This is a genomic window from Acrocarpospora corrugata, assembly GCF_009687845.1.
Taxonomy (GTDB): domain Bacteria; phylum Actinomycetota; class Actinomycetes; order Streptosporangiales; family Streptosporangiaceae; genus Acrocarpospora; species Acrocarpospora corrugata.
In genome coordinates this window covers 111493-121845 of sequence record NZ_BLAD01000051.1, presented here as the reverse complement: position 1 = coordinate 121845, position 10353 = coordinate 111493, and the positions used below count along the sequence as shown (strand labels likewise).

Below are 10353 nucleotides of genomic sequence, written 5' to 3'. Positions count from 1 at the left end.
CCCCGGACAGTCTGTGGGGCCTGTGAGATGCGTCCTGTCGGTGAGCGCGGCTGACTGCTACGGCTGGGCCAGTTGCCAGAGCGCCGCCGAGGACCACAGGATCGCGATGAGAGTGACCAGGGTGCCGCCGGCGAGTGGCAACGCCCAGCCGGGTAGGTGCCGGCTGCGGACGATGAGTACCTTCGCGGCGAATGCGCCGTAGAAGAAGCAGCCGGCGAGGGAGTGCAGGGCGACCCGGGCGCTGTCCATCTGCACTCCGTAAGCGGTGATGCAGTGGTACGCGATGGGGAGGGAGAGCACCAACAGCACGGCTCCGCCGATGCGGTGGGCGAGGTGTACCGGGCGGGGGGCGGCACCGGCCCCGGGTAGCCGCCGGTAGATCCACAGCGCCAATATGAGCTGGTAGAAGGCCAGGCCCAGCAGGGCGGTGCCGACTTGCGCCTTCAGAAGGTTCGCGTCGTTGCCGCGGCGTCCGAACAGGCTGCTGGCGAAGTCCGGGGTGTATCCGGCCGAAGACGTACAAGGCCACCGCCACGGCCAGGGCGAGCCCGGCGGCTGTCGCCAGCCGCAGCCTGGCCGGGCGCGGTGACATCCTCTGCGGGGCTCCCACGTCCGTCTCCCCCTCCCATGATCCCGGTCGCCGGGGCCCTGGCGACAGCCCGTTCGACGTTGTGCGTACGGCGGCTACCGTGGCCAGGCACTCAGCCTCTATCGATCTTGTCGCCGTTCGGGTCGAGCACGTACCACTTGGCGCCAAAAGAGTCGACGCCCTGCCCGGTGATGTCACCGGGCTTGACGTCGGTGACGTAGTAGTACAGCGGGTGGCCGTTGTAGGTGACCTGGGTGGTGTGGTCGGTCCTGGCGGTGGTGCCGAGCAAGGCGGGTGATGCGCCGCTGCCGGCCTGCGGCTTGCCCTTGGTGGTCAGGGGCGGCCAGGCGCTCGCGCACTCGCTGTAGCAGGTCGAGCTGGTGCCCTTGTCCGCCTCGAACAGGTACAGCGTGCGTCCTCGGCCGTCGACGAGGATCTTCCCGAGTTTGGAGTCTCGGACCGCGACTGTGGCGTTCTCGGCGGTGGCGACAGCGGGGCGCGCGACGACGTTCGCGGTCCCGGGCGGGGCGGCATGGGCGGCATGGGCGGCGGGTGCCGCGGCGTGCTGGGCGCCGAGGGTCAGAAAGGCCACAGCGAACGCGAGCGCAGACGGCCGCAGGGTTCTCCGCGGTTCTGGAAGCGCGAAAATTCTCACGGTCCTTCTCCTGTTCAGGTAGCGGAGGTAAGGAAAGGATGACAATCCACATCGCAAGGACAGGACACAACTCGTTGTTCGCTTTTGTGGAGAACAGTGCCCCCTTCGTCAATATTGCCCGCTCGTTCGAATATTGAACGCAGAAGAATCTCTCCTGAGTGGAGACACCTCTCGGTTTGGCGGTCGGCGGCGAGAATTTTCTGTTCATTCGGCCGCTACACTCGCAACACCCTACGGTTCTGGATGTCATCGAATACCTATTCGCATTCACCACCATAAAACATTGCCGAGGCAAAGCCCTATGCAAGCTGCACTATCCACTCCGCGGCGCCGGTAATCCTAACCCCGATGCGGAGTGTCAATAAAATGGTTCAGGCACAAAAGTCCTGGTGACACTGCGTCATGCGATGCGGGTGATTTCGATCCGCGAAGACGCTGTTCCGCAGTTGGCGGACCGGCGAGGACTGAGTGCGACAGCCGGTCCAGCCGGGTGACCTTCAGTGTGTCGCCTTCGCGCAATAGCTTGAGGACCCGGTCGAGGCTGGCCGGGAGGCCTCGGCGCCACTGGCCTGGTCCAGATGGATGTCATTGAGATCGACGCCTTCGCGTGGCAACCCGTCGACCTGATAGTCGGCGGTACTGATCCGCGCGTAACCAAAGAGCACTTTCGAAATCTGCTCCACGTACCGTTCACCGACATTGATTTTCGGCACGAGTTATCGACAGTACTCACCTGCGGTTCCGTGATCGGCCCGGTGAGTGTCGGCAGACCGTTAACCAACAAGATCCTTCTCGCCACTAATGTGCCCGACTACCGGGAGCAGCTGTCGACCTTCATGGAACGCCACGGGCCCTTCGTCGCCCATCCGCAGCGCATCCTCGTCGAGGCCCGGAAGGCGTAGGCGGGTCAGCCGGGGAGTCCGGCGGCGATGCCGTCGAGGACGCGGTCCAGGCCGTACCGGAAACGGTCCTCCGGAGGGAGGTGCGGGACGCGGGCTTCCATGATCGAGCGGTTGAACATCGGGTACTCGCCGGAGTCCAGGACGCGGCGGATGTGCGGGCCGACGTAGGCGGTCATCCAGCGCCGCATGTCCATGCCGGTCCTGCGGGCCTCGTCCAGCCAGCCGATCTCGCGGTGGACGGCGCTGTTGACGTAGTCGCTCAGCATGCCGACCAGGCTGGCGATCTCGTCGATGTCGAGGCCGAACCCGTCGAGGGCGCTGAGCATGAACTCGTATACGCGGAGGGAGCTGGGGCCCAGGGTGGGGCGTCTGGAGGCCAGGGCGACCTGCCACGGGTGGCGCAGGCCGACCGCGCGGATCTGGTAGGAGGCCAGGGTGAGATCCGACCTCCAGTCCCCGGTGGGGCGCGGGGGGAGCTCCAGTTCGGCCATGACCGTGTCGAGCATCAGGTCGATCAGGTCATCTCTTTTCGGGATATAGCGGTAGAGCGACATGGCGCCGGTGCCCATCGCGTCCGCGATCCGGCGCATGGTGGCGGCCTCCAGTCCGTCCGCGTCGGCGATGGCGACGGCCCGCTCGACGATCTGCGCGCGGCTGAAACCGGGCCGCCGCCCGGGGCCTGAGCGCTCCACGCGCTCGGGGCGCATCCAGATGCTGACGTGTTCCTCGTCGGACATCCCGCTCCCCCCTTTCTTGCGTACATCGTACTCGAATGGCTAGTCTTCCGTTTCGAGTACGGCGTACCCAAAATGGAGGACGGATGCGACGATCACTGTACGCCGGGCTGGCCGGCGTGGTCCTCGGCATGATCACAGCGCCCCTGGACGGCATGATGCTTGGCCCCGCCCTGCCGACGATCGTCGGCGAACTCGGCGGCCTGCAAGACTTCTCCTGGGTCGTCACCGCCTACCTGGTCGCGATGGCCGCGGCCACCCCGATCTGGGGAAAGCTCGGCGACCTGTACGGCCGCAAGGGCGCCTACATGGCCGCGATCGTGCTGTTCCTGGTGGGGTCGGGGCTGGCGGGGCTCTCCCAGGACATGGCTCAGCTGATCGGCTTCCGCGCCGTGCAGGGCCTGGGCGGCGGCGGCCTGATGGTCGGCGCGATCGCGCTCATCGCCGAACTGGTGCCACCCCGCGAAAGCGGCCGGGTCATGGGACTCTTCGGCACGATGATGCCCCTGGCCTTCATCGCGGGCCCGCTCCTCGGCGGCCTGTTCACCGAGCGGCTGAGCTGGCGCTGGGCCTTCTACGTGAACCTCCCGGTCGGCGCGGTGGCGCTGCTGCTCATCGGTTTCGCCGTCACGGTGGAGCGGCGCAGGATCCGGGCGAAGATCGACTGGCTCGGGGCGCTGCTGCTGACGGCCACGCTGGTGGCGTTGAGCCTGCTCGCCAGCTGGGCCGGCACCCGGTACGCGTGGGGTTCGGTCCAGATCGGGTCCCTCGCCGTGGCCGCCCTGCTGGCCCTGGCGGCGTTCTGGCGGGTGGAGCGCCGCGCCGCCGAGCCGATCGTCCCGCTGCGGCTGTTCGCCGACCGCAACTTCACGCTGGCGCAGATCCTGCGCTTCCTGGGCGGCACCGGGATGGTGGTGGCCGCCTTCCTGCCGCAGTTCATGCAGCTCGTGCACGGCGCGTCGCCGATCGAGAGCGGCCTGCTGATCCTGCCGTCGATGCTCGGCATGGTCGTCGTGCTGCTCGGCAGCGGCCAGCTCATCGCCCGGACCGGGCGTTACCGGCGCTACCCGATCGCCGGTGGGGCCGCGCTGACCGTCGGCATGCTCGTGCTGCTGGCCCTCCGGCCGGGGGGCGATCTGGCGCTCGCCTCGGGGCTCACCCTGATCAGCGGCGTCGGCGTCGGGCTGCTGATGCAGAGCACCACGATCATCACCATGAACAGCGCGGAACCCCGTGACCTGGGGGCGGCGAGCGGGTCGGTCAGTCTCTGGCACACGATGGGGGCCTCGCTGGGCGTCGCCGTACTGGGCGGGCTGTACACCGGGCGGCTGGAGAGCTCGCTGGCCGGCCGCCTCGGCGAGGAGACCGCCCGGCGGCTCGTCACCGGCCCCGGCCTCACGGCCGAGGCGCTGAGCCGATCCCCGGCGCCATTGCGCGACGCGGTCCAGACGGCGGTGACCGGCGGCGTGCACGCCATGGCCGCCGGCGGGGCGCTCATCGGGATCGTGGCCCTCGCGCTCGCCTGGTTCATCCGCGAAGTCCCCCTGCGCGGCCGCGACCCCCAGCCGGCACCCGAACCGGCGACCACCACCGTCTGAAACATGACCCGAAGGAGAATTCCATGTCCGACAACCAGCTGAATGTGGCCGTCATCGTGGGCAGCGTCCGCGACGGGCGGTTCGGCCCGACCGTGGCCAACTGGTTCGTGGGCGAGGCCGCGCACCGCGACGACGTCCGCGTCGACCTGATCGATCTGGCCGAGGTGCCGCTCGGCGCGTCCGCGCCCTCGATGTCGCCGCCCGCCGAGGTGCTGGCATCGCTGGGCGAGCTCACGCCGCGCCTGGCCGCCGCGGACGCGTTCGTGGTGGTGACCCCGGAGTACAACCACTCCTACCCGGCGGCGCTGAAGAACGCGATCGACTGGCACAACGCCCAGTTCCATGCGAAACCGGTCGCGTTCGTGTCCTACGGCGGGCTCTCCGGGGGCCTGCGCGCGGTGGAGCACCTGCGGCTGGTCTTCGCGGAACTGCACGCGGTCACGACGCGGGACACGGTGAGCTTCCACGGAGCCTGGCAGCAGTTCGACGGCGACGGGCTCAAGGAGCCGGAGGGCCCGGCCGACGCGGCGAAGAAACTCCTCGACCAGCTGACCTGGTGGGCCCGGGTGCTGCGGGACGCCAGAACCGCCCACCCGTACTCGGCATAACATTACCGATTGACTTGGTAGGAAATATAGGTAACTCTGAGTCGGACGACACCCGACTTTGCGAGGTACGCCTATGTCCGTCATCGAACTGGAGGCTCCGGCCGACGTCCGACCACGCTCCCGCCCCCAGCCCGCACGGACCTGGGGGAAAGCCTGGCAGCGCTGGCTCAGCCCGGTCGCGGTCCTGGCCATCTGGCAGATCGCCAGCAGCACGGGGCTGCTGCCGCCGAGACTGCTGGCCGCGCCCGCCACCATCGCCGCCACGGCCGCCAACCTGATCGAGACCGGCATCCTCCCGACCGCCGTCGGGGTGTCCCTGCAGCGGGTGCTGCTCGGGTTCGCGGCCGGGGCGGCGGCCGGGATCCTGCTGGCCCTGGTCGCCGGGCTGAGCCGGCCGGGCGAGAACGCGGTCGACCCGCTCATGCAGATGCTGCGGGCGCTGCCCTTCTTCGGGCTGATCCCGCTGTTCATCCTCTGGTTCGGGATCGGCGAGACCCCGAAGGTGCTGCTGGTCGCCCTGGCCGTGGCCTTCCCGCTCTACCTGAACACCTTCGCCGGAATCCGCGGCGTGGACGGCAAACTCGCCGAGGTCGCCCACACCCTGAAACTGGGGCGGGCCGCCCTGATCCGGCACATCGTGCTGCCCGGCGCCCTGCCGCAGACGCTGGTCGGCCTGCGCCAGAGCCTCGGGGTGGCCTGGCTGGCGCTCATCGTGGCCGAGCAGGTCAACGCCACCGCCGGGCTCGGCTACATGATCAACGACGCGCGGGAGTTCCTCCGGACCGACGTGATCGTGGTCGGGCTGCTGGTCTACAGCGCGCTCGGCCTGCTCACCGACTCCCTGGTCCGGCTGCTGGAGAGGAGGGCCCTGTCATGGCGGCGCGGCTTCCTGGGGTAGACACCGTGGCTTCGGTACGGGGCCTGACCCGCGCGTTCGGAGACCGGGTGGTGCTGGACGCGCTCGACCTGGAGATCGGCCCCGGCGAGTTCATCGCGCTGCTCGGCCGCAGCGGCTCCGGCAAATCCACCCTGCTGCGCGCCCTCGCCGGTCTGGACCGGGAGGTGACCGGGGAGCTGTCGGTCACCGGTTCTGTCGCGGTGGCGTTCCAGGAACCCCGGCTGGTGCCGTGGAAGCGGGTCCTCGCCAACATCACCCTCGGCCTGGACGCGCCCGCAGAACGGGCGCACGCCGCGCTCGCCGAGGTCGGCCTGACCGAACGGGCGCAGGCCTGGCCGCTCACCCTCTCCGGCGGCGAGGCCCAGCGCGCCAGCCTGGCCAGGGCCCTCGTCCGGGAGCCCGGCCTGCTGCTGCTCGACGAGCCGTTCAGCGCGCTGGACGCGCTCACCCGGATCACCATCCACCAACTCGTGGTGGAACTGTGGGCGCGGCACCGGCCCGCCGTCCTGCTGGTCACCCACGACGTCGACGAGGCCCTGCTGCTGGCCGACCGGGTCCTCGTCCTCGACGAGGGCCGCATCGCGCACGACTCCCCCGTGACAGCCCCCCGGCCCCGGCACCGCGACAACCCCGAGCTCATCACCCTCCGCGCGGACTTACTGGCCGCGCTCGGCGTCGCCCCCGAAGGAAGATCATGATCAGCACCGCCCGCCGGCTCCTCGCCGTCCTCCTCCTCACCGCGTCCGCCGGTACGGCCTGCGCCGCCGAAACCCCCGCCACCACCGGCACGGCCGCGAAGATCACGCTGCGCGTCGGCGACCAGAAGGCGGGCTCGCAGGCGCTCCTGAAGGCCGCCGGCCTGCTGGAGGGCACCGACTACACGATCACCTGGGCCCAGTTCACCTCCGGGCCGCCGCTGCTGGAGGCCGTCAACGCCGGGGCGGTCGACGTGGGCGGCGTCGGCAACACCCCGCCGGTGTTCGCCGCCGCCGCCGGGTCGAAGATCAAGGTGGTCGCCGCGTACCAGCAGAATCTGGCCGGCGCCTCCATCGTGGTGCCAGGCTCCTCGGCGATCACCGCGCCCGCCCAGCTCAAGGGCAAGAAGGTCGCCGTCGCCAAGGGCAGTTCCGCGCACTACCACCTGCTGTCGGTGCTGAGAAAGGAAGGCCTGACCTTCGCCGACATCCAGCCCCAGTACCTCCAGCCCGCCGACGCCCTCGCCGCCTTCTCCGGCGGGACCGTCGACGCCTGGGCGATCTGGGACCCCTTCACCTCCCAGGTCTCCATCCAGCACGACGCGCGCCTGCTCGTCGACGGCAACGGCTACGTGAACGGCCTCAACTTCCAGGTGGCGGCGCCGTCCGCGGTGGAGGGCAAGGAGGCCGCGCTCCGCGACTTCCTGACCCGGCTCGCCAAGGCGCGGGCCTGGTCGGTGAACCACAAGGCCGAATGGGCGAAGGTGTGGGCCCAGGAGACCGGCCTGCCCCAGGAGGTGGCCGACGCCGCCGTCGACAACGCGGTCTCCACCCCGATCGTGATCGACGACGCCGTCGTCACCTCCGAACAGGAGATGGCCGACGCCTTCAGCGCCGAAGGCCTCATCCCCGGCACCCTGAAGTTCGCCGACTTCGTCGACCAGCGCTTCAACGACGTGGTGTCGGCCCAGTGACCACGTACACCACCAGCTCGATCATTGGAGGAACCAAATGAGTGCGCCGAGATTCCATTGGTTCTTGCCGACCACCGGTGACAGCCGGTCGATCGTCGGGGGTGGTCATGGTCTGGGGCGTGGGCACGGGAGGGCCGCGTTCCGGCCGCCGACGATTGAGTATCTCGGGCAGATCGCTCGTTCGGCTGAGCAGCTCGGGTTCGAGGCGGTGCTCACTCCCACGGGGACCTACTGCGAGGACGCCTGGCTGGTCACCGCCGCGCTCACCCAGGTGACGACCCGGCTCAAGTTCCTGGTCGCGTTCCGGCCGGGGCTGCTCTCGCCGACGCTGGCGGCGCAGATGGCGGCGACGTACCAGCGGATCTCCGGGGGGCGGCTGCTGCTGAACATCGTCACGGGGGGTGAGGAGACCGAGCAGCGCCGGTTCGGCGACCATCTCGGCAAGGACGAGCGGTATGCCCGGACCGACGAGTTCCTGTCCATCGTCCGAGGTGCCTGGAATGGCAGGTTCGACTTCTCCGGCGACTACTACGACGTCGAGGACGCCAGGGTGGCCGAGGCTCCCGATCCGCTGCCGGAGCTGTACTTCGGCGGGTCGTCCGCGGCGGCGGGGCCGGTCGCGGCCAAGCATGTGGATGTGTACCTGACCTGGGGTGAGCCTCCGGCGGCCGTGGCCGAGAAGCTGAACTGGATTCGGAAGTTGGCGGCCGAGCAGGGCCGTACGCTGCGGTTCGGGATCCGGTTGCATGTGATCACGCGGGACACTTCGGCGGAGGCGTGGGCCGAGGCGGAGCGGCTGCTGGACCGGATCCCGGCGGAGGACATCGCCAAGGCGAGGAAGCTGCTCGGGCAGAGCGCCTCGGTGGGGCAGCAGCGCATGCTCGCCCTGCACGCCGGATTCCAGGGCGGGAAAGTCCGCGACCTGGAGGTCCATCCGGGGTTGTGGGCCGGGGTCGGACTGGTTCGCGGCGGCGCCGGGACCGCCCTGGTGGGCAATCACGCCGAGGTGGCCGACCTCATCGAGGAGTACACCGCGCTCGGGATCGACGAGTTCGTCCTGTCCGGGCATCCGCATCTGGAGGAGGCGTACTGGTTCGGCGAGGGCGTGCTGCCCGAACTCCGGCACCGGGGCGTGCTCCACCAAGCGGCCTGACTCAGACGAACTCCCGCATCGGAGCTGACCCGTCGCGGCAGCCCACAGGCGTTCGGCGTCGGCGGGTCGCGAGCTGCGAGGACTCGAAGCGGACGACAAGATCTTCGCTAGAGGCGGTGCTCAGGGAGCTAACCGAGGAGAACAGGAAGGGCTCGTTCGAGGGATCTGCTCCAGTAGGGCCAGCGGTGGGTGCCGTCGCCGTAGAAGTCGGTGGTGACCTCGATTCCGGCCTTCTTGGCGGCGGCGGCGAAGTTCTTGTTCTCGGTGAGGATGGAGGCTTCGCCCTCGTCCTTGGAGCCGCCAGAGTCGAGGGGGCCGGGGTCGCCGTCGCCGGATGAGATGTACAGGCGGAGGCCCTTGAGGCCGGCGATCAGGTCGGTGGGGTTGTGGGCTTTCCAGTTGGCCTCGTCGGCCGGGTAGGGGCCCCAGATCTCGTCGGGTTCGGTGCCTTCGCCGCGGAGGAAGTCACTGAAGCCGGACGGGTTGGAGCGGATGTCCAGGACGCCGGAGAAGGAGGCCGCCGCCTGGAAGACGCCCGGATAGCGGGCGGCGTAACCCATGGCGCCGTGGCCGCCCATGGAGAGTCCGGCGATGGCGCGTTTGTCGCCGACGCCGTAGAGAGGTTCGACCAGGTCGCGGACCTCGGTCATGTGGAAGGTCTCCCAGGCGGGGCCTTTGACCCAGTTCGCGTACCAGCCCATCGTGCCCGCTTCGGGAACGATGACGACGGCTTTGGACTTGGCGGTGATACGTTCCGCTTCGCCTGAGGCCAGCCAGGCGTCGCCACGGCTGACACAGCAGCCGTGCAGCAGGTAGAGGACGGGCCAGCCGGTGGAGCCTTCGGTCCAGCCTTCCGGTTTGAGCACCCAGACCGAACCGTCCCGGCCGAGGGCGGGCGAGGTGATGGTGAGCTCGTCCGTACGCTGGTCGATGGATTCGCGCTTGGCGATCCTCGCTCCGTCGGATGCGGCCACAGTCGGGCTGGGCGCGGCTTCCGGAGGATCTCCCGATCCGATGCCGCATCCAGCCAGGACAAGCATCAGGCCCACTGCAATTAGCCGCATCTACGACTTGTACCGAAGAGTCGGGACTTTGGGAAGATCTTCAGGACCGGCCGAGCGGGCCACCGGACGGGATCACGACGCGTGCCCCGCCCGGTGGAGATGGCGCTCCCAGGTCCCTTCCGGCCAGATGACTCGGACCGAACCAACCACCGGCCACGCTAAACAAATCCTCTTATGTATGTCAATTAAACAAACTAAGAGGATATGGATCCAATGAAAGTTACAAAGATTCGCGCCGCCCCACCCGCCAGCGGGATCGCCGTCGGCGATCGCCGAACCAGAGCCGCGGCGCGGACCTGACGGGCCATCAGCTTTCCCAGCAGGGGGAAGCTGGTGGTCTTCGACACCGCTGGCGGAGTCGCGCACGAGGGCGATCCGGAGACCTGCGTCGCGTGGCTGGCCGCGACCGACCGAGCGTCGCCGATCGCGTCCAGCGCCGTGCCGGACCCGACAGGCGCGGCGGCAAGCCGTTGCCTCCCCAGA

At 69.1% G+C, this 10353-nt stretch carries 11 protein-coding genes; 7 read left to right on the top strand and 4 right to left on the bottom strand.

The features are described 5' to 3' along the window. Positions 1 to 57: 57 nt before the first annotated feature. Both Acor_RS43315 and Acor_RS18070 read right to left on the bottom strand, forming a co-directional pair. Positions 58 to 480: a DUF6529 family protein gene (locus Acor_RS43315; protein ID WP_281353237.1), complete on the bottom strand. Its 423-nt coding sequence runs from the start codon at positions 478 to 480 to the stop codon at positions 58 to 60. 221 nt (positions 481 to 701) lie between these two features. After that, positions 702 to 1181 carry a COG4315 family predicted lipoprotein gene (locus Acor_RS18070; RefSeq protein ID WP_218034349.1) on the bottom strand — a complete coding sequence of 160 codons (480 nt, stop codon included), beginning with the start codon at positions 1179 to 1181 and terminating at the stop codon, positions 702 to 704. A 641-nt stretch (positions 1182 to 1822) separates the two neighbouring features. Here Acor_RS18070 and Acor_RS43310 point away from each other — a divergent pair. Beyond that, positions 1823 to 2146 (top strand): hypothetical protein, encoded by a 324-nt coding sequence (locus tag Acor_RS43310; RefSeq protein ID WP_218034348.1) that lies wholly within the window; start codon positions 1823 to 1825, stop codon positions 2144 to 2146. A 5-nt stretch (positions 2147 to 2151) separates the two neighbouring features. On the opposite strand, the gene Acor_RS18060 is transcribed toward Acor_RS43310, so the two are convergent. Continuing rightward, a complete protein-coding gene (locus tag Acor_RS18060) occupies positions 2152 to 2883 on the bottom strand; it encodes a TetR/AcrR family transcriptional regulator (RefSeq protein WP_155337841.1) in 732 nt (243 codons plus the stop codon). 83 nt (positions 2884 to 2966) lie between these two features. Here Acor_RS18060 and Acor_RS18055 point away from each other — a divergent pair, with 83 nt between their 5' ends. From Acor_RS18055 to Acor_RS18030, 6 genes are all read left to right on the top strand, one after another. After that, on the top strand, positions 2967 to 4478 hold the full coding sequence (locus tag Acor_RS18055) for an MDR family MFS transporter (RefSeq protein ID WP_155337840.1): 1512 nt from the start codon (positions 2967 to 2969) through the stop codon (positions 4476 to 4478). Positions 4479 to 4501: 23 nt separating this feature from the next. Then, positions 4502 to 5086, top strand: coding sequence for an NADPH-dependent FMN reductase (locus Acor_RS18050; protein WP_155337839.1), 585 nt, complete (start codon positions 4502 to 4504; stop codon positions 5084 to 5086). Between the two features lie 73 nt (positions 5087 to 5159). Further along, positions 5160 to 5984 carry an ABC transporter permease gene (locus Acor_RS18045; protein ID WP_155337838.1) on the top strand — a complete coding sequence of 275 codons (825 nt, stop codon included), beginning with the start codon at positions 5160 to 5162 and terminating at the stop codon, positions 5982 to 5984. Next, positions 5960 to 6682 (top strand): ABC transporter ATP-binding protein, encoded by a 723-nt coding sequence (locus tag Acor_RS18040; protein WP_155337837.1) that lies wholly within the window; start codon positions 5960 to 5962, stop codon positions 6680 to 6682. The genes Acor_RS18045 and Acor_RS18040 overlap by 25 nt, the downstream gene beginning before the upstream one ends. Continuing rightward, complete coding sequence (locus tag Acor_RS18035) at positions 6679 to 7653, top strand: ABC transporter substrate-binding protein (RefSeq protein ID WP_155337836.1); 975 nt, start codon at positions 6679 to 6681, stop codon at positions 7651 to 7653. The genes Acor_RS18040 and Acor_RS18035 overlap by 4 nt, the downstream gene beginning before the upstream one ends. Positions 7654 to 7690: 37 nt before the next feature. After that, the gene (locus Acor_RS18030) at positions 7691 to 8806 is read left to right on the top strand and encodes an LLM class flavin-dependent oxidoreductase (RefSeq protein ID WP_155337835.1); all 1116 of its coding nucleotides are present in this window, start codon (positions 7691 to 7693) and stop codon (positions 8804 to 8806) included. 128 nt (positions 8807 to 8934) lie between these two features. Here Acor_RS18030 and Acor_RS18025 read toward each other — a convergent pair whose 3' ends face one another. Beyond that, complete coding sequence (locus tag Acor_RS18025) at positions 8935 to 9846, bottom strand: alpha/beta hydrolase (protein WP_218034347.1); 912 nt, start codon at positions 9844 to 9846, stop codon at positions 8935 to 8937. Between the last annotated feature and the right edge of the window lie 507 nt (positions 9847 to 10353).

Excerpts from the sequence above, each read along its gene's own strand:
- Acor_RS18055 (WP_155337840.1), top strand. The coding sequence starts at position 2,967 with ATGCGACGATCACTGTACGCCGGGCTGGCCGGCGTGGTCCTCGGCATG.
- Acor_RS18030 (WP_155337835.1), top strand. The coding sequence starts at position 7,691 with ATGAGTGCGCCGAGATTCCATTGGTTCTTGCCGACCACCGGTGACAGC.
- Acor_RS18050 (WP_155337839.1), top strand. The coding sequence starts at position 4,502 with ATGTCCGACAACCAGCTGAATGTGGCCGTCATCGTGGGCAGCGTCCGC.
- Acor_RS18035 (WP_155337836.1), top strand. The coding sequence starts at position 6,679 with ATGATCAGCACCGCCCGCCGGCTCCTCGCCGTCCTCCTCCTCACCGCG.
- Acor_RS18060 (WP_155337841.1), bottom strand. The coding sequence starts at position 2,883 with ATGTCCGACGAGGAACACGTCAGCATCTGGATGCGCCCCGAGCGCGTG.
- Acor_RS18045 (WP_155337838.1), top strand. The coding sequence starts at position 5,160 with ATGTCCGTCATCGAACTGGAGGCTCCGGCCGACGTCCGACCACGCTCC.
- Acor_RS18025 (WP_218034347.1), bottom strand. The coding sequence starts at position 9,846 with ATGCTTGTCCTGGCTGGATGCGGCATCGGATCGGGAGATCCTCCGGAA.
- Acor_RS18040 (WP_155337837.1), top strand. The coding sequence starts at position 5,960 with ATGGCGGCGCGGCTTCCTGGGGTAGACACCGTGGCTTCGGTACGGGGC.
- Acor_RS43310 (WP_218034348.1), top strand. The coding sequence starts at position 1,823 with ATGGATGTCATTGAGATCGACGCCTTCGCGTGGCAACCCGTCGACCTG.